At 45.7% G+C, this 19,718-nt stretch carries 17 protein-coding genes and 1 tRNA gene; all 18 read left to right on the top strand.

Features of this window, described 5'->3' with window-relative positions:
* Positions 1–73 precede the first annotated feature (73 nt).
* The 18 genes from NT073_RS03410 (at position 74) to NT073_RS03325 (ending at position 19,710) form a co-directional block, all read left to right on the top strand.
* Positions 74–589, top strand: coding sequence for an HNH endonuclease (locus NT073_RS03410; protein WP_012930120.1), 516 nt, complete (start codon positions 74–76; stop codon positions 587–589).
* 261 nt (positions 590–850) lie between these two features.
* Positions 851–2,638, top strand: a complete 1,788-nt coding sequence (gene rpsA, locus NT073_RS03405) for a 30S ribosomal protein S1 (RefSeq protein ID WP_012930121.1) — start codon at positions 851–853, stop codon at positions 2,636–2,638.
* A 140-nt stretch (positions 2,639–2,778) separates the two neighbouring features.
* Positions 2,779–2,849: transfer RNA gene (locus tag NT073_RS03400), tRNA-Cys, on the top strand.
* 227 nt (positions 2,850–3,076) lie between these two features.
* The gene (locus NT073_RS03395; protein ID WP_297368807.1) at positions 3,077–4,402 is read left to right on the top strand and encodes a c-type cytochrome; all 1,326 of its coding nucleotides are present in this window, start codon (positions 3,077–3,079) and stop codon (positions 4,400–4,402) included.
* An 89-nt stretch (positions 4,403–4,491) separates the two neighbouring features.
* Positions 4,492–7,605, top strand: a complete 3,114-nt coding sequence (locus NT073_RS03390) for a TAT-variant-translocated molybdopterin oxidoreductase (RefSeq protein ID WP_297368802.1) — start codon at positions 4,492–4,494, stop codon at positions 7,603–7,605.
* A 97-nt stretch (positions 7,606–7,702) separates the two neighbouring features.
* On the top strand, positions 7,703–9,133 hold the full coding sequence (gene nrfD / locus NT073_RS03385; RefSeq protein WP_297368790.1) for an NrfD/PsrC family molybdoenzyme membrane anchor subunit: 1,431 nt from the start codon (positions 7,703–7,705) through the stop codon (positions 9,131–9,133).
* Positions 9,134–9,215: 82 nt separating this feature from the next.
* Positions 9,216–9,749 carry a DUF3341 domain-containing protein gene (locus NT073_RS03380; RefSeq protein ID WP_012930125.1) on the top strand — a complete coding sequence of 178 codons (534 nt, stop codon included), beginning with the start codon at positions 9,216–9,218 and terminating at the stop codon, positions 9,747–9,749.
* A 14-nt stretch (positions 9,750–9,763) separates the two neighbouring features.
* Positions 9,764–10,375: a cytochrome c gene (locus NT073_RS03375; protein WP_297368777.1), complete on the top strand. Its 612-nt coding sequence runs from the start codon at positions 9,764–9,766 to the stop codon at positions 10,373–10,375.
* A gap of 83 nt (positions 10,376–10,458) precedes the next feature.
* The gene (locus tag NT073_RS03370) at positions 10,459–11,769 is read left to right on the top strand and encodes a quinol:cytochrome C oxidoreductase (RefSeq protein WP_297368774.1); all 1,311 of its coding nucleotides are present in this window, start codon (positions 10,459–10,461) and stop codon (positions 11,767–11,769) included.
* Positions 11,770–11,787: 18 nt separating this feature from the next.
* Positions 11,788–12,909 carry a cytochrome c oxidase subunit II gene (locus NT073_RS03365; protein WP_297368771.1) on the top strand — a complete coding sequence of 374 codons (1,122 nt, stop codon included), beginning with the start codon at positions 11,788–11,790 and terminating at the stop codon, positions 12,907–12,909.
* A gap of 27 nt (positions 12,910–12,936) precedes the next feature.
* A complete protein-coding gene (locus tag NT073_RS03360) occupies positions 12,937–14,820 on the top strand; it encodes a cbb3-type cytochrome c oxidase subunit I (RefSeq protein WP_297368768.1) in 1,884 nt (627 codons plus the stop codon).
* Positions 14,795–15,814: a COX15/CtaA family protein gene (locus tag NT073_RS03355; RefSeq protein ID WP_297368765.1), complete on the top strand. Its 1,020-nt coding sequence runs from the start codon at positions 14,795–14,797 to the stop codon at positions 15,812–15,814. The genes NT073_RS03360 and NT073_RS03355 overlap by 26 nt, the downstream gene beginning before the upstream one ends.
* A 1-nt stretch (position 15,815) precedes the next feature.
* Positions 15,816–16,694: a heme o synthase gene (gene cyoE / locus NT073_RS03350; protein WP_297368762.1), complete on the top strand. Its 879-nt coding sequence runs from the start codon at positions 15,816–15,818 to the stop codon at positions 16,692–16,694.
* A 9-nt stretch (positions 16,695–16,703) separates the two neighbouring features.
* Positions 16,704–17,294: a cytochrome c oxidase subunit 3 gene (locus NT073_RS03345; RefSeq protein WP_297368759.1), complete on the top strand. Its 591-nt coding sequence runs from the start codon at positions 16,704–16,706 to the stop codon at positions 17,292–17,294.
* A gap of 15 nt (positions 17,295–17,309) precedes the next feature.
* Positions 17,310–18,107: a cytochrome c oxidase subunit 3 gene (locus tag NT073_RS03340; protein ID WP_012930133.1), complete on the top strand. Its 798-nt coding sequence runs from the start codon at positions 17,310–17,312 to the stop codon at positions 18,105–18,107.
* Positions 18,108–18,119: 12 nt separating this feature from the next.
* Entirely contained in the window at positions 18,120–18,443 is a 324-nt protein-coding gene (locus tag NT073_RS03335; protein WP_012930134.1) for a cytochrome C oxidase subunit IV family protein, read from the top strand.
* 3 nt (positions 18,444–18,446) lie between these two features.
* Positions 18,447–19,157, top strand: coding sequence for an SCO family protein (locus tag NT073_RS03330; protein ID WP_297368752.1), 711 nt, complete (start codon positions 18,447–18,449; stop codon positions 19,155–19,157).
* Positions 19,158–19,167: 10 nt separating this feature from the next.
* Positions 19,168–19,710: a DUF420 domain-containing protein gene (locus NT073_RS03325; protein WP_297368750.1), complete on the top strand. Its 543-nt coding sequence runs from the start codon at positions 19,168–19,170 to the stop codon at positions 19,708–19,710.
* Positions 19,711–19,718: the final 8 nt, after the last annotated feature.

The following is a 19,718-nucleotide window of genomic DNA, read 5'->3' as shown; positions in this document are numbered from 1 at the left end:
ATTTTTACCATAAGTATTGCCGTTATGTGGATAACTCTGTAACTTGCTACCGTACAGAGGCTCTAAACGCGATATGGGTAGGAAAGTATTAGTCTTAAATCAAGATTACAGTGCATTCAGCATCTGCTCCGTTCCCAAAGCATTCTTGCTGGTCTATTTGGATAAAGCAGAACTTGTTGCAGAATCTGAGCAGTTCATGCTTCGAACCGTTTCGGCGGAATACCCGATGCCGTCAGTTATTCGTCTTCACCGGTACGTTAGTCTTCCTTACAAAGGGGTAATGCTCACCAGACAGAATATCTTTAAGCGCGACGGTCATCATTGTCAGTATTGTGGTACGACAGAAGACTTAACACTTGACCACGTACTGCCAAAATCGAGAGGGGGTAAGACCAGTTGGGATAACCTGGCAACTGCCTGCAAGCGATGCAACTCCCGAAAAGGCGATTACACGCCGGAGGAAGCAAATCTCAAACTACGTCAAAAGCCCTTTAAACCAACATTTCTGGTTTTCCTGAGAGAGTTTTCCGGCTCTCTTGAGCAAAGCTGGATGCCTTTTCTGGCTAAGAAGGAGAAGGCATTTAAGTAAAGAAATTAGTTAACGAGTAAATAAGTGCAGTGGGTGGAATAAGTGAAGTAAGACATAAAGAGTCTACTTCACTTATTCCACCCACTGCACTTATTTACCTTTAGCCCTCAATCTCAAAGAGTTTTGCCGCTTTCGAAACTTTTTTACGAAAGCATTTGCTATCTTTGCAATCCTTTTTCAAAAGGAAAAATTTCACAACTAAAGTCAGTCCGCCATTGACCCACGGGCTGATGTACTGAGGGGGTCAGGGAAACTTTTTTTATGAGCAAAACGCAGCAACGCGAACTGCCGGCATTTGATTGGGACCGGGCAGACAACAAAGGGTTTGGAAGCGGCTATTCGGTTGAAGAACACAACCGGATGTTAGAACTTTACGACAACACACTGTCGGAAGTTAAAGAGAAAGAAGTGGTAATGGGAACCGTCGTTGGGATAACGGATCGGGAAGTACTACTCAACATCGGCTTCAAGTCGGATGGCTTAGTGCCAGCTTCTGAATTCCGGGATATGCCGGACCTGAAGATGGGTGATGAAATTGAAGTTTACGTAGAAAATCAGGAAGACCCGAACGGTCAGCTGGTGCTTTCTCGCAAAAAGGCGAAAGTGATCACTGCCTGGCAGAAAATCCAGCGTGCTCTGGACGAAGACCTCGTTATCGATGGTTTCGTTAAGCGCCGGACGAAGGGTGGCCTGATCGTTGATATTTTCAGCATTGAAGCGTTCTTGCCAGGTTCGCAGATCGACGTGAAGCCAATTCGCGATTTCGACATCTTCGTTGGCAAGAAAATGGAGGTTAAAGTCGTCAAGATCAATTATGCAAATGATAACGTAGTCGTTTCGCACAAAGTCCTGATCGAGAAAGACCTCGAAGCACAACGCGCACAAATCCTGAACAACCTCGAGAAAGGTCAGGTACTGGAAGGTGTTATCAAGAACATGACCAACTTCGGTGTGTTCATCGATCTTGGTGGCGTAGATGGTCTGTTGCACATCACGGATATTTCGTGGGGTCGTATCAGCCACCCATCCGAAGTACTGCACCTCGACCAGAAAGTCAACGTGGTTGTACTCGACTTCGACGAAGACAAGAAGCGTATTTCGTTGGGCATGAAGCAACTTCAGGCTCACCCCTGGGATGCTCTGGTTGAAGACATTCAGGTTGGTTCGAAAGTGAAAGGTAAAATCGTGAACGTAGCTGATTACGGCGCGTTCCTCGAAATTCAACCTGGTGTTGAGGGCCTGATCCACGTATCAGAAATGTCGTGGTCGCAGCACCTCCGCAATCCACAGGAATTCCTGAAAGTTGGTGATGAAGTAGAAGCACAAGTGCTGACGCTGGACCGTAACGACCGCAAAATGTCGTTGGGCATTAAACAACTGACGGAAGATCCCTGGACTCGTCCGGAACTGCGCACCAAATACGCCGTTGGCACCAAGCACAAAGGCATGGTACGTAACCTGACAAACTTCGGCCTGTTCCTCGAACTGGAAGAAGGTATAGATGGTCTGGTACACGTGTCTGACCTGTCGTGGACAAAGAAGGTGAAACATCCTTCGGATTTCATTAAGGTTGGCGACGAACTCGAAGTGCTGGTACTTGAACTGGATGTCGACAACCGTCGTCTGGCACTGGGTCACAAGCAACTCGAAGAGAACCCATGGGATACGTTCGAAACCGTATTCGCCGTTGGTACTGTACACCGTTGCACGATCCTGAACAAGAACGACAAGATGGCTACCCTCGAACTGCCGTACGGCATCGAAGGCTTCTCGTCGCTCAAGAATCTGGGCAAAGAAGATGGCACCTTCGCTGAAGTTGGCGAAACGCTTGACTTCAAAGTAACGGAATTCTCGAAAGAAGAGAAGCGCATCATGCTCTCGCACACGAAGACGTGGCAGGAGAAGAACGAGCCAGTAAAAGAGCAAAAAGCACCTAAGGCCGCTCCGGCGAAATCGTCGTCCGCACCAGCCCAGGCTGAGCGTGGTGCTACGCTGGGTGATCTTGATGCACTGGCTGCATTGAAAGAGCAACTGGAAGGCCGCAACTAGAATTAGTTAGTTGGCATCATATTTGATTTACCCCTGGTGTAAGAGCCAGGGGTATTTTTTTGACAAGGAGTTTCCTTATACCAGATAAAACTCTATCTTTGCACTCCCGAATACAGACATGGGCTGTTTTAGGGCTAAAAGGTTCCGTGGCCGAGTGGCTAGGCAGAGGTCTGCAAAACCTCCTACAGCGGTTCGAATCCGCTCGGAACCTCACTTTTTTCAGAATGCCATTTGGCCCGCTTTCTACACAGAATGCCGGTTGAATGGCATTTTTTCGTGGTTAATTAGCAATACTTTATACGATCTTAGGGGAGGTTACAAGAAGCTTAATTAGAAACAATATAAATAAAATGGGGTATGAAATAACTAAAGATCAATTTTTGCCTATACAGCAATCGTGTCGTACTTTTGGGCGCTAATAAAATAGCAGTGCTGATTATGTTGATCAACTCAAAAAATATAGTTCATAAAATGAGTCCCTTCTATAAGCTTTGCGTGGCTATCGTCCTATCGCTGACGCTGTTGGTTTCCAACACGTCAGTTAAAGCGCAGGATGCGGCAGCAGGTGGTGCACCAGCCGCAGCTGCGGCTGCTCCTGCGGGCGGTGGTGATGCTGAAAAAGGAAAGACGCTGTTTACCAACAACTGCGCACAGTGCCATGCGGTAACAGCCGAAAAGGTGGTTGGACCTGGTCTGAAAGGAATTGAAGAGCGGGCGCCAAGTAAAGATTGGTTGCACAAGTGGATTCGGAACTCATCAGCCGTTATTGCCTCAGGTGATGCCTATGCCAATCAGGTGTTCAATGCCAATGGTAAGGTTCAAATGTCGAGCTTCCCGAACTTAACGGATGCCGACATTGACGGAATCCTTGCCTACATTGATCAGGCAGGTAAGCCAGCCCAAGTTGCTACAGTTGCTGGTGATAACAACAGCAAAAATGCTGGTGGTGCCGGTGGAGCAGGTCCATCAACGGGCGGCCCTTCAGAGCTGTTTACCTTCGTGCTGGTTGCTCTACTGATCGTTATGTTATTAGTGCTGGGCGTTTTGCTGGCCATCGTAACAATTCTGTCAAAAGCAGTGACGCCATCAACTACAGATGGTACACTGGCTGCTGCATCATTCGGGCAGCGTTTAAAAACCGGTCTGTCGGATGCCTTCAACAATCCAACACTTCGGTCAATCGTAATCTGGCTGTTTTTGCTGGTTGTTACGAAAGCAACCATCGACGGTGCGTATAGCGTTGGTGTGCAGCAGGGTTACGCTCCCAAGCAACCTATTGCTTATTCGCACAAGCTGCACGCTGGTCAGTACAAAATTGACTGCAACTACTGCCACACAGGTGCGCAGAAAGGTAAAAGTGCAACCATTCCTTCAGCAAATATCTGTATGAACTGTCATGGCGTCATCAAAAAGGAGTCGCCGGAAATTCAGAAGATTTATACGGCAATCGAAAAGAACCAGCCAATTGAATGGGTTCGCGTACACAATCTACCCGATTTGGCGTACTTCAACCACGCCCAGCACGTAAACGTTGGTAATGTAGCCTGCCAAACCTGCCACGGCGAAATTGAAAAGATGGAAGTAGTTGAACAGCGGTCGTCGTTAACGATGGGCTGGTGTATCGATTGCCACCGCCGGACGGAAGTAAACACCAAAGACAACGCATACTACGATAAGCTGGTTGCTTTACATAAGAAGGAAAGTAAAGACGCTCTTAAAGTAGCCAACATTGGTGGTCTGGAATGTTCTAAATGTCACTATTAATTAATGTATAGGAAGAATTGAAACGGGACCTATTCTATTTCAATTTGTCGCATACAGTCTCATTTTAACCATTGCCGCATACAACACGCATGGAAAATACATCTAAACGGTATTGGAAAGGGGTTGAAGAATTACGCAATGACGCGACGTTTGTTAAGAACGCCAACAGCGAATTTGCTAATCCAGACCTAAGTGAATCATCGAATGACCTAGACGGTCTGCTCGGTGGTTCAAATACCCAACGCCGTGACTTTTTGAAAGTAATGGGCTTTGGTATGGCCGCTGTATCGCTGGCAGCCTGCGAAGCCCCGGTTCACAAGGCCATTCCCTACATTAACAAGCCAGAGTTTACGTTCCCGTCCATCTCCGATTACTATGCATCTACGTATAGTGAAGGCGGTGATTATGCGGCCGTACTTGTTGAGACCCGGGAAGGTCGGCCAATTAAAATAGAAGGTAACCCGCAATCGAGCATAACCAAAGGCGGTACAACTGCCCGTGTTCAAGCCTCCGTTTTGTCATTGTATGACATCGACAAACTGAAAGGACCGAAGCGGGGTGAAACCGATATCGACTGGTCAACTGCCGATCGCGAGATTGTTAATCAGCTTAACGCAGCTGCTGCAAAAGGTGCTGGCATCCGGATTGTTACGTCAACAATCCTTAGCCCGGCTACGAAAGCGGTTGTTGCTGACTTCGCTGCTAAATACCCAACGGCACGCCACATTATGTACGATGCCAACTCGGTATTTGGTCTTGTACAGGCTAACCAGACATCGTTTGGTAAAGCAGTCATCCCTTCTTACGATTTTAGTAAAGCAGAAACGATTGTTAGCGTCGGCGCTGACTTCCTGGGTACCTGGGTAGCTCCGCTTGAGTTTATGAACGCCTATGCAAAAGGGCGTAAGATTGGTGCTGTCGGGAATGGTAAAAAAACCATGTCGCGCCATTACCAGTTTGAAACCGGCCTGTCGATGACAGGTGCTAACGCTGATTACCGGACGCCTATCAAACCATCGCAAGAAGGGTTGGTTGTTGCTGCACTTTACAATAAAGTAGCGGCTAAGTTGGGTGGTACGGCTGTCGGTACGCCTTCGGTTACCGTTGAGCATTTAGACAAAGCAGCTGCTGATTTAGCTAAATCGCGGGGTAAAGCGCTGGTTGTTTCCGGTTCGAATGATCCTAACGTTCAGGTCGTTGTCAACGCTCTTAATAACTTGTTAGGTAGCTACGGCAGTACAATTGATATCAATACGCCGGTCAATTACCGCCAGGGCAATGATCAGCAAATGAATGCTTTCATCAACGAAGCCAAAGCGGGTCAGGTTGGTGCAGTTCTGTTTTACGGAGCTAATCCAGTATATGATCACCCACGGGGAGCTGAGCTGGCAGAAGCATTACCAAAAATTGCTTTGTCTGTATCTTTTGCTGATCGGGCTGATGAAACTGCTTCGTTATCGAAATACATTACGCCGGCTCCTCACTACCTGGAGTGCTGGAATGATGCTGAGCCAAAGCAGGGCTACTATAGCCTGACACAGCCAGCTATTACGCTTATCTTCAAAACCCGTCAGTTTCAGTCGAGCCTGTTAACCTGGGCTGGTAAGCCTGCTGATTATCAGGTATACCTGAAAAACTTCTGGCGGACAACGCGGTACCCACAAGCAACGGGTTTCAACTCATTCGAGGCCTTCTGGGTGCAGTCGCTGAATGACGGCGTATTTGAACCAAATAAAGCGGCTGCCACAGCTGGTAGTACTTCATTCGCTGGTAATGTAGCTCAGGCTGCTGCCGGTATCGCCCAACGGTACAAGCCAACAACCGGTATGGAACTGGCCTTGTACGAATCGGTTGGAGTAGGTACAGGTGCTATGGCTAATAACCCTTGGTTGCAGGAGCTACCTGATCCTGTTTCGAAAGCTTGTTGGGATAACTACGCAGCCATTTCGCAGAAGACTGCCAACGAAATGAAATTGGCCCAGAATGATCTGGTAACGGTTTCTGTGAATGGTAAATCAATTGAATTGCCTGTTCTAATTCAGCCGGGTCAGGCAGATAATACAGTATCTATTGCAGTTGGATACGGTCGTGAGAAAGCAGGAAAATCAGCAAATGGAGTTGGTAAGAATGCTTACCCATTTGCGTCGGTTACTAATGGCACTGTAAACTTTGCTGCATTCACGGCTACAGTAGCCAAGGCAAGTGGTCGCCATGAAATTGCTCAGACCCAAACGCACGATACCGTAATGGGCCGTCGCGCTGTGTTGCAGGAAGCTAAGCTGGCTTCTTATCAGAAAAACCCCAAGGCAGGCCGCTACGAACCGAAAGTACAAACCTCTGTAGGGCCAACAGACCCAACTGATATTACGCTTTGGAATGGCTACGGTAAGCCAAACCACTCTTGGGGTATGGTTATTGACCTGAACTCCTGCGTAGGTTGCGGAACATGCGTAGTCGCCTGTAACGCTGAGAACAATATTCAGGTTGTTGGTCGTCAGGAAGTGCTCAACCGGCGCGAAATGCACTGGATGCGTATCGACCGGTACTACAGCAGCGACGCTGAAGCGGAAGATTTCTCAGGTTTAGAAGTTGCTTCGGCTAATCCGGAGATCACCTTCCAGCCGATGCTTTGCCAGCATTGCAGTAACGCTCCCTGCGAAACCGTATGTCCGGTGCTTGCTACTACACACAGCACGGAAGGGTTGAACCAGATGACGTACAACCGCTGCGTTGGTACTCGTTACTGTGCAAATAACTGCCCATACAAAGTGCGTCGTTTCAACTGGTTTAAATACCATGATAACGACAACTACGATTATCATTTCAATAATGACCTTGGTAAAATGGTCATTAACCCGGATGTAACAGTTCGTTCGCGTGGTGTTATCGAGAAATGTTCCTTCTGCGTACAGCGTATTCAGGAAACCAAACTGACGGCTAAGAAAGAACGTCGCCGGTTAGCGCCTGATGAAGTTCAAACCGCCTGTTCGCAAGCTTGTCCAACGGATGCTATCACATTCGGCGATATGAACAATCCGGAAAGCACAATCTCCAAGATTCTGGTTGAAGAGATGGAAGGCCGTGCATTCCATGTATTGGAAGAGATCAACGTGAGACCACAAATCTCGTACCTGACCAAGATTCGGAACAAAGACGAAGAGGCTAAGCAAAACGAGAACGCTCGTCAGGAAACAAACGCATAAATAAATCACACGTTACGCAGGTTGGTTTTAGAACAATCTGGACTCACAAAGCGTAATTTGTCTATCGTAAATCATACATCGTAAATAAGTAAATTATATGTCGCATGTTACATCAGCCGTAAGAACTCCCCTCGTCACCGGTGGTAAAACCTACGCCGACGTGACGGAGGATATCAGCAGACAGGTTGAGGGAAAACCCACCCGCGAGTGGACGATTGCCTTTACCATCTCGGTGATTGTGCTACTTTACGGAGCCGCCTGCGTATTTTGGACCTGGTGGGAAGGCTTAGGCGTTTGGGGTCTTAACAAGACTGTTGGCTGGGCGTGGGATATTACCAACTTTGTATGGTGGGTAGGTATCGGTCACGCTGGAACGTTGATTTCGGCTATTCTGCTTTTGTTTCGTCAGAAATGGCGGACAGCAGTAAACCGGGCGGCTGAAGCCATGACGATCTTTGCCGTGTTATGTGCAGCCAGCTTTATCCTTATGCACATGGGTCGGCCCTGGCTGGCTTACTGGGCGTTACCGTTGCCTAACACGTTCGGTTCATTGTGGGTAAACTTCAAGTCTCCACTGGTATGGGACGTGTTTGCCATCAGTACGTATTTCACTGTATCTCTCGTGTTCTGGTACATGGGTCTTATTCCTGACCTGGCTACCATTCGCGATCGTGCCCGCAGCAAAGTGTCACGTTATATCTATGGTGCGTTCGCTATGGGATGGAACGGTTCAGCTAAGACCTGGGCTCGTTATGAATACATGAGTTTGATTCTGGCCGGTCTGTCGACGCCCCTTGTACTTTCTGTACACACGATTGTAAGTATGGACTTTGCTACCTCGGTTATCCCGGGCTGGCACACAACCATTTTCCCTCCTTACTTCGTTGCCGGTGCTATCTTCTCTGGCTTCGCCATGGTACAGAATCTGGTGTTGATTATCCGGGTCGTTTTCAAACTGGAGGATTATATCACCATCGAACACATTGAGTCGATGAACAAAGTCATTACGCTTACCGGCTCCATTGTTGGTGTGGCTTATCTGACTGAGTTCTTCATCGCCTGGTATTCGGGTGTTGAATTCGAAAGTTATGCGTTCATCAACCGGGCTACCGGTCCTTACTGGTGGGCATACTGGGCCATGATGACCTGTAACGTAATTACGCCACAGCTATTCTGGTCGCGGGCCATCCGTCGGAGCATTGTCTGGACATTCGTTCTGTCTGTTATCGTAAACATTGGTATGTGGTTTGAGCGGTTTGTAATTATCGTAACGTCACTACACCGTGATTACTTACCATCAAGCTGGGCTATGTTCCACCCAACGCTGTTTGACATAAGTGATTACATTTTCTCATTCGGATTCTTCTTCACTCTGTTCCTGCTGTTCTCGAAATTCCTGCCAGTAGTTAACATGGCTGAAGTTAAAACGATCATTAAATCATCGTCCGAGAAACTACCGGTTTCGGTATCGGGAGTTGCAAAAGGAGAACGCGTCGCCAATCCGACGTTCAATAAAGACGTAGAATAAGATAGTTTCACGTTTATAGTTTCCGGAGGATTGATGCGAAAGCAACCGGGAACTATAAACGAAACTGCAAACCGAATTAATCATGTCAGATGTAAATGGTAACGGTAAGTTCTTAGTCGGCATCTTTGATGATGACGACGTAGTACTTAGTGCCGTTAAAGAAGTTAAAGGAGCGGGCGTTCGGATTCAGGAAGTCTACTCTCCGTTTCCAATTCACGGCCTGGACGTTGCACTTGGTCACCCACGTAGTCGCTTAGGTATTGCTGCTTTCTTGTTTGGGTTAAGTGGTACACTTACCGCGTTAGCGCTGACGTATTACACAGAAGGTTTTGACTGGCCAATGATTGTTGGCGGTAAAGATTCTTATTCTCCTGTAATATATGTACCGATCATTTTTGAATTAACGGTTTTATTTTGTGCCTTGGGCATGGTTGGAACATTCCTGATCTCGAATGGTATGGGCCCAACTGTTAAACCGTTAATGTACGATCTCCGGACTACCGATAATAAGTTTGCCATGGCCATTGACCTGAGCAAAAACAGTATTGGCGAAGGTGATATCGAGCAGATTTTAAGAAAATCAGGTGCTGCTGAAGTCAACATTAAGCAGTTCTAACGATCAGTATAAGGATGATAACTAAACATAAAAGTGTTGCGGCACTAGCTATTATCGGACTGTTAATTACAGGCACATCCTGTGAAAGAGGTCACGATGATACGGGCACTGTATATGCCCCGAACATGTATGAGTCTGTTGGATACGAGCCATATCGCCAAATCCGTCCGAATACGATAAACGTACGAGAGAATGGTCTCAATATGCGTTTACCGGCTCAGGGTACTGTTGCCCGGCCTAATTATCATACAACATTTGGAGAGGGTGCTAACAAGACCACGGATCTGATGATGTATAATATTCCGGCCGATAGTATTGGTATTGCAGAACGCGTTTTAACAAATCCAATCCAGGATTCAGAGAAAACGCAGGCAGAAGGCCAGCTATTATACACTCGTTATTGCAGCCATTGTCATGGCGCAACCGGTAAAGGTGATGGGCCTGTAGCTGCACAGTATAAGGGGGTTCCCAATTACTCGGCTGATGCGTATAAGACTATGAATGACGGACACATTTTTCACGTCATTACCCATGGCAAAGGTCGTATGTGGCCACATGGCTCGCAAATTACACCAGAAGACCGGTGGAAGATTGTACAATACGTTCACAAACTCCAACAAGGATAAATGACAGTGGATAAAACGATTGACAGCGTTTGTGTTAATCGGAATCATCTACGGTCTTTAAATTAATTGACAAACCAATAAGAATGGCATCGGCTCACGCAATACCGTCCTTAGACGAAGAATTTGAATTTACTGCGGACTCCAAACGTCGGTTAATGATCGGTATTGGAGCCGGAGTCGCGTTAGTAGCAATTGGCGCATACCTGTTGGCATCGGGTGTTGGTTCACATGAAACCCATGTGGCCGTACATGATGCTGGCGCTGGCGCTCATGAAGGCGGTGGTCACCACGCATACAAATGGACTAACCGTTTGTGGGCTAACGTGTGGCTCAACGCTGTTTATTTCGCAGGTGCCTCCGTTATTGGTATGTTCTTCATATCCTATAACTACTTAGCACAGGCTGGTTGGTCATCTGCTTTCAAGCGTATTCCCGAGGCTCTTCCGGCATTTTTGCCGTTTACAGGGATTGCCATTTTAGCCGTATTCTTTATTGCCGGACATGATTTGTTCCATTGGCTGAATCCGGCACTGTTTGACCCCTCAAGCGCTGAATTCGATCCAATTATCAATGGTAAGAAAGGCTTTTTGAACATGCCTTTTTACCTGACACGTATCGTTCTCTATTTTGCTTTGTGGTACATGATGTGGCGTGTTATTCGTAACTATTCCTTACAGGAAGACCTCGAAGGTGGTACGGAGTATTATGACAAGAGCATCAAACTTGGTACGGCGTTTCTTTTAGTGTTTGGTGTTACTTCATCAACATCGGCTTGGGACTTTGTGATGTCAATCGATACACACTGGTTCAGTACTATGTTTGGCTGGTATACACTGGCTAGCTGGCACGTTACAGGCCTAGCTATTATTACGCTAGCCGTCGTAAGCTTGAAAGAGAAAGGCTATCTGAAAATCGTGAATGACAGCCACTTACATGACCTGGGTAAATTCATGTTTGCCTTCAGTATCTTTTGGACGTACGTGTGGTTTGCGCAGTTTATGCTTATTTACTATGCTAACCTTCCAGAGGAAACTATTTACTATCGCGAACGCTTTAGTGGTTATGGGGGCATTTACAAAGCTCCGTTTTTCATAAACTTGTTCTTGAATTTTGTGTGTCCATTCTTGATCTTAATGACAAGGGATGCAAAGCGGACTTACATTATTCTGAAGCTGGCAGCTTGGTGTATCATTATCGGTCACTACTTTGATTTCTACGTTAATATTATGCCGGGAACAGTAGGTGAACACGGCGGTTTTGGTCCGATTGAATTCGGTATGATTCTTATTTTCGCGTGTGGTTTTATCTGGAGTGTTTCTTCTCAGTTAACGAAAGCTAACCTGATTCCAAAGAATCACCCTATGCTCGTAGAGACGTTACACCACGATATTTAATTTATAACCTGTAAAAAAATGGTCTATATAGTCGCATTATTAGCAGTAGTCTTTTTAGGGTTGGCCGCAATGGTCGTTTCCAAAATGGCTGCTGTTGTTAAGAACGCAGGTGGCCCTAAAGAAGAAGGGCAGATTGGTTTAAGCAACAAGATCAACGGTGCATTGTTTGTTGTCTTTTTTGTTGTTGGTCTGATAGGTGCTGTTTGGTCGTTCATGTATGCCCGACAATTCTTCTTACCTGAAGCATCGTCTCCTCATGGTCGGCGTACTGATAACCTGTTCTGGATTTCAATGGCAATGATCACTGCTGCGTTTGTTTTAACAAATGCTCTGTTGTTTATCTTCGCCTGGATGTATCAACACAAAGAAGGATACAAAGCCGCTTACTACCCGGAAAACCATAAGCTGGAGTTGATCTGGACAATTGTTCCTGCTGTCATCATGGCAGTAATGGTATTCACTGGTTGGAGAGCCTGGCGGGATATAATGGCGGAAGCACCAGCCAATGCGCAGGTGTTCGAAATTGTAGGAAAGCAGTTCAACTGGATTGCCCGCTATCCGGGTGTCGACAATAATAAGCTTGGTAGCTTCAACTACAAGTTGATCGACAATAACAACGAAACTGGAATCGACTATACAGACGAAGCTTCTTTCGATGATTTTGTATCAACTTCGGAGTTGCACATCCCTGCCAACAAGCCAGTTTTGCTGAAAATCCGGGCTCGTGACGTATTGCATAGCGTATTTATTCCTCACCTACGTGTGAAAATGGACGCTGTTCCAGGTATGCCAACCCGCTTCTGGTTCATTGCGGATAAAACAACGGATGAAATGCGTAATATCACTGGTAATCCTGATTTTACGTATGAAATTGCTTGTACAGAAGTATGTGGACAAGGGCACTTTTCGATGCGTATTCGCCTTGTTGTAGAAGATGAAGCAACGTGGGAAGCCTGGTGTAAGCAGCAAAAACCATTGCTGACCTCAACCCCTGAACTAGCAACTCGCATACCGGCAAGTTTAAAAGCAAAAGCAGCCAAATATTTGCCTGCTGATGCAACCGCTGCCCCAGCTGATAGTTCTACTGCGTCTGTACCACAACAAGGTGGAGTTTCTGTAGCTACAACTACACTCCGTTAATTTCTAACCTACAACAAACCAAATACGATGGCGACTGTATCAGCTAACCCGGCAATTGTGGCACATGCAACAGAGCATGACCATCACGAGCCGCAAAGTTTTTGGCGCAAGTATATTTTCTCCGAAGACCACAAGACGATTGCAAAGCAATACCTGATTTCTGGTATTCTATGGTCAATCATTGGTATTAGTTTATCCGTTATGTTCAGACTTCAGCTGGGATTCCCAAACCTGAAGTTAGGATTTCTACGCCCTGTATTGGGTAGCTGGATTAACGAAACGGATAAGTTGGATCCCGATTTTTACCTGGCCTTGGTTACCATGCATGGTACTATCATGGTATTTTTCGTTTTGACGGCTGGCTTGAGCGGAACGTTCTCAAACTTTCTGATTCCACTACAAGTAGGTGCCCGGGATATGGCATCTGGCTTTTTGAACATGCTATCATACTGGTTCTTCTTCATTGCCAGTGTTGTCATGTTCTCTTCGATGTTTATTGAAACAGGTCCAGCGGCTGGTGGCTGGGTTATATACCCACCATTGAGCGCGTTGCCGCAAGCGCATAAAGGATCTGAATTAGGTATGACATTGTGGTTGATAAGCATGGCGTTATTTATCGTCTCGCAATTGCTGGGTGGTATTAACTACATTACTACGGTAATCAACCTGCGAACACGGGGCATGTCGTTTAGCAAACTACCGCTGACCATCTGGGCATTCCTGCTGACGGCCATTCTGGGTCTGATTTCTTTCCCTGTATTGCTGTCGGCTGCTCTGTTGCTTATCTTCGACCGTAGCTTTGGTACCAGCTTCTATCTGTCAGAGATTTACATCAAAGGTGAAGCACTGCCGAACGTTGGTGGTAGCCCAATTTTGTTCCAGCACTTATTCTGGTTTCTGGGCCACCCTGAGGTATACATCGTTATCCTGCCAGCGCTGGGTATGACCTCAGAAATTATTGCAACGAACGCTCGTAAGCCGATTTTTGGCTATCGTGCCATGATTGCCTCTATGATGGGTATTGCCTTCCTGGCGTTTATTGTATGGGCTCACCACATGTTCGTGACAGGTATGAATCCATTCTTGGGCTCTATCTTCATGTTCCTGACGTTGATCATTGCGGTACCCTCAGCTGTGAAAGCGTTTAACTACATTACAACCTTATGGCGTGGTAACATTCGCTTTACACCAGCGATGTTGTTCTCGATTGGTCTGGTATCTTTCTTTATTTCGGGTGGTATTACTGGTCTGATTTTGGGTAACTCTGCACTGGATATCCAACTGCACGATACCTACTTCGTAGTAGCTCACTTCCACCTTGTAATGGGTGCTGCTTCTGCCTTCGGTCTATTAGCTGGAGTTTATCACTGGTTCCCCAAAATGTTTGGTCGGATGCTGGATGAGAAACTGGGCTATGTACACTTCTGGTTGACCTTTATTGGTATCTATCTTGTATTCTTCCCAATGCACTATGTAGGTATTGCTGGTTTCCCACGTCGTTACTATGCGTTCACAAGCTATGATTTCACGAAGAATATCTTCGCTGACATGAATGCGTTCATTAGCCTTGCGGCCATCTTTACATTCGCGGCTCAGTGGGTATTTATCTATAATTTTGTTAATAGCTTAATTAGAGGTAAAAGAGCAACGCAGAACCCATGGAAGTCGAACACGCTCGAATGGACTACGCCTATTATTCCAGGCCATGGTAACTGGGTAGGGGAAATACCAGCAGTTTACCGCTGGCCGTATGACTATAGCAAACCAGGTGCAAAGGATGACTTCATCCCACAAAACGTACCTTACTCTCAAACGCCCGAATCAAATCTTCCGCATGAGAACGAATTGATTAGTTTGGAAAGTGAGATCGAGGCACAAAACCTGAATGACCAGTTCAAACAGCCTCATTAATAAAAAAGAACAGCGCTTCCAGAGTCTGGCTTTTCTAACGGTAATTGTTATCTATCTGCTTATTCTTGCAGGTGGTATCGTTAGAGGCACAGGCTCTGGAATGGGCTGTCCTGATTGGCCAAAATGCTTTGGTCAATGGATTCCCCCAACGGAGATTTCGCAACTTCCTGCTAATTATCAGGAAATCTACGGAGCGAAACTCAAAGGAGAGATTGAGTTTAATGCCGTGAAAACATGGATTGAGTATATCAATCGCTTGTTAGGCGTTCTCTCTGGCTTTCTTGTGTTTGCTACCCTTATTACTTCTTTCACTTATTTACGGAAAGATAAAGCAATCGTTGTCGGAAGCCTTGTAGCTTTTCTGATGATTGGTGTCAATGGCTGGTTAGGCTCGCGTGTAGTGGCTACTGAATTAGCTCAATACATGATCACGCTACACCTTTTATTGGCAATTGTTGTTGTCTTCGCTCTACTCTTTGTGCTAATTCGCGCGAATGTAAGTAAACTCCAGCAACAGCGTAATGCAAGAAATACGGAAGGAGTGAAGGTGTTACTCATTGTCGTGATGATACTAACGTTAGGGCAAATCATATTGGGTGCCCAGGTTAGAGACGCACTCGATTCTGTTGTGAAGCAACTAGGATACGCACAACGGTCTGAGTGGGTTGAAGAACTGGATTGGCGTTTTTATATACATCGCTCCTTTTCATTAGTGCTATTCGGCTTACACGTACTTGTCTTGTATCGACTCAAAAAACAGAGTACATCGATAATCATCCGCAGATTGACCAACTATCTGATTGCGCTGGTTGTTGCAGAGATAGGCACGGGCATAATTATGGCTTATCTGGGCGTGCCGGCTGCAGCTCAACCAGTTCACCTCCTATTAGCCATCTTGATCGTAGGGTTGCAGTTTTCTGTTAGCATCCTGCTAACACCCAAACTTCTAACAGCAGGAGACAGGCACCAAATGTCTCAACTAGTACAAGCTTAGTATGGAAAAAATACTGGCAATAGCCACTCTTAACGGGAAAGCAAAAGCGTATATTGAGTTAATCAAATTAAAGCTTACATTGGCGGTCGTTTTTTCGGGCGTCTTTGGATATTGCCTGGCATCAGATAATGTAATTTGGTGGAAGATTGTAGTGTTAACAATTGCCTCTATTTGCATTACCGGAGCCGCAAACATTATCAACCAGATCATAGAGAAAGAGTCTGACAAGGTAATGAAACGCACTGCTGTGCGCCCATTACCAACTGAGCGTCTATCTGTGAATGAAGCGGCTGTTTTTGCCTTTTTATTGTTTAGTGTAGGATGTTATCTGTTCGTCGAAGTATTTAATATCAGAGCAGCTGCACTGGCCGTACTGTCACTTTTACTGTACGGGTTTGTCTATACTCCACTTAAGCAGAAAGGACAGATCGCAGTGTTTGTTGGCGCACTACCAGGAGCATTTCCTCCGATGATCGGTTGGGTAGCGGCTACAAATCATTTTGGCTGGGCCCCTGGAATCTTATTCGCCATTCAATTCTTCTGGCAATTTCCGCACTTCTGGGCTATTGGCTGGCTGGCTTTTGATGAATACAAAAAAGCAGGTATTCAGATGATGCCAGGTGACGGTAAAACAGCTGAAACAGCTTACAAGATAATGATTTACACGCTGTTTCTCGTACCGGTAGGCTGGTTGCCTTATATGCTCGGCGTGACAGGTATCAGTTCAGCGCTAATAGCCACGGTTGGCGGAATCTTGTTCCTGGCACAAACGTTCCACTTAATGAGAACCTGTACTGACAAAGCAGCTTTGCAAATGATGTTTGGTTCATTGCTGTATTTGCCCATTGTGCAGATTGTTTACCTACTGGATAAAGTATAACAATAAATCATGAGTGAGTTAGTCAACGATATTTCCATTGTAGAAGAGCCGCAGGAGACGCTCTCAATGAACCCCCGCAAGTTTATTATGTGGTTGTTTGTTGTGAGCATCATCATGCTCTTTGCTGCTATGACGAGTGCTTATCTCGTACGCAGAGCGGAAGGTAACTGGCTGGAATATGATATTCCCAGTATCTTCTCATACAGTACAATAGTGTTAGTTGTTAGTAGTCTTACAATGCACTGGGCTTATCTGGCTGCAAAAAAAGACAACTTTACAGGGCTGAGAATAGCGATAACTATTACTTTTGTACTCGGAGCGGTCTTTTTGTATATGCAGTTCCAGGGTTGGGTTAATTTAGTGAACGAAAATGTGTTTTTCGTTGGTAACCCGGCCGGTTCGTTCATGTACATTTTTACCGGTCTACACGGCTTTCATCTTATTTCCGGTTTAGTCGTTTTAATATTTGCGCTGGTCGCTTCGTTTCGGTTCCGTATTCATGCCAAAAGCCTGAATCAGTTAGAGATCGCAGCAACTTACTGGCATTTTTTAGACATTTTGTGGTTGTATTTGTTTTTCTTTTTAGTCTATTTTCATTGATAATCTTTTAGACGCATGGCGGCTACTGTAACGCACGATACCCTGACGACCGATTCGGAGCAAGTGTTCGATAAGAAGACCTGGATGGGTGGAGTTGAACCTATGAAAGTGAGCTACGGCAAGCTAATGATGTGGTTCTTCCTGATCTCGGATACCTTCACCTTTTCGGCTCTATTAGTAACGTATGGCCTGATTCGGTACAGCTACCCAGCTTGGGATCCAGCAGTATTCGGTGAAGTGTTCAAATTCTCGAATCTTTATTGGCCAACCCCGGAAAAGGTATACAACTCAGTTCCATTTCTACATGGCGTTGACTTACCTCTCATTTTCGTGGGTATCATGACGTTCATTCTTATCTTCAGTAGCGTAACCATGGTGCTAGCCGTTGAAGCGGGTCATCGGATGGACCGCAAAGATGTTGAGAAGTATATGTTATGGACCATTCTGGGCGGTTTTACCTTTTTGGGTAGTCAGGCCTGGGAATGGAGTCACTTTATTCACGGCACAGAAACCGGCACGACTATTACCGAACTGATAAATGGTCAGGCCATTCAACGCACCATCTTCGGGGCTAACCTCGTCGAAAACCAATATGGCCCACCTGCCTTCGCTGACTTGTTCTTCTTCATCACGGGTTTCCACGGAACACACGTGTTCAGCGGAGTAGTTTTGAACATCCTGATTTTCTATCGGGCGTCAACTGGCCTTTATGAGCGTCGTGGCCATTATGAAATGGTTGAGAAAGTTGGTTTGTACTGGCACTTTGTTGATCTGGTTTGGGTATTTGTCTTTACATTTTTCTATCTGGTTTAATTACCCTGAGTCATGTCTGATCATTCACACGGAACACACGAGGTTGGTGAAATTCCACCAGCAAATACAGGCCTTATCTGGCGCACCTTTTTTATTCTGTCGGCCATAACTGCCGTTGAATTTACCCTGGCTTACTTTATGAAGGCAGGAGGTTTGAGAACGTCGATCTTCGTGATCATGACATTGATAAAAGCCTTCTACATTGTTGGTGAGTTTATGCACTTGAAGCATGAGGTTAAAAGCCTTATCTGGGCAATTGTTATCCCGATTGTCTTTATCATCTGGTTGCTGGTAGCACTGTTAACTGAAGGCGGTTCTATTTTTCAATTACGATAACTAATGACGGTTACTCGAAAAGCCGGGATCCTGCTCACTACGTTGCTGGTCCCGGCTTTGCTGTATGTATTCCTTAGGTTTGGAACACAGAATCACTACGTATTGCCCCGCTATTTACCCAAGATCGACTCGACTAACGGCGAGCCCCTAATGGGTAAAGTTACCTTACCTGATGGTAGTCAGGGAACAGATACCATTTTTAACCAGATACCGCCGTTCAAACTGATTGATCAGGATGGAAAAACGGTAGATCAGTCGATCGTAAAGAACAAAATTTACGTTGCCGATTTCTTCTTTACGCGTTGCGGAACCATATGTCCTCGGATTTCATCTCAGCTGACCCGTGTGCAGGACATTTTTCGCAATAATCCAGATATCGTTTTTCTGTCGCACACAGTTGATCCGGAACACGACCGGCCCGCGCAACTAAAGGCATATGCAACCAAATACGAAGCTATACCGGGAAAGTGGTATTTTCTAACCGGCGATAAAGCGGATATTTACGATCTGGCCATGCATGGCTATTATTTGCCTACCGTAGATGCAGGGGTAAAAGAGGGTAAGCCAGACGAAACTTTTATTCATAGCGAGAAGTTGGTATTGGTAGATAAACAGGGGATTGTCAGAGGGTTCTACGACGGAACAGACAAGGAAGACGTTGATCGTCTGGTTCTGGAAATCCGAATATTACTGGACATTTACAGCAAAGAATAAGTAAGAACTTATGGAAGCGTTGAAGCCCGTTCAGGAACAAAAAGCTAATCGGGTTATTAATGTGCTCTCGATAGCGATTCCAGTTGCCGTTGCCATTTTGCTTGGTATCCGGCAAAAAATCGATTTAGGTAGCTGGACTACTATTTTGCCCCACTTAAATGCAGTAATTAATTCGCTAACAGCAATACTGCTGCTAATTGGCTTTTACTTTATACGTCAGGGAAATATTGTGGCTCATAAACGAACCATGTTAATGGCGTTTACATTGGGCTCTGTATTTCTGGTAAGTTACGTGCTCTATCATTTAACAAACCAGTCGACGCCGTTTGGCGGTAGCGGTTGGATAAGACCAGTATATTACTTTTTACTGGTATCTCATATCGTTCTCTCGATTGTTGTTGTTTGGTTTGTACTACGAGCCGTTTATTATGCATTAAGTGGTCAAATTGACAAACACAAACAAACTGTAAAGTACGCCTTCCCAATTTGGCTGTACGTGAGCATAACGGGTGTGATCGTCTATTTTTTGATTGAACCTTATTACATTTATTAACACGGAAA

The organism is Spirosoma sp. (genome assembly GCF_026391055.1).
Lineage (GTDB): Bacteria > Bacteroidota > Bacteroidia > Cytophagales > Spirosomataceae > Spirosoma.
Note: the sequence above shows the minus strand (reverse complement) of the source record. Positions and strands in the feature narration are given on the sequence as shown.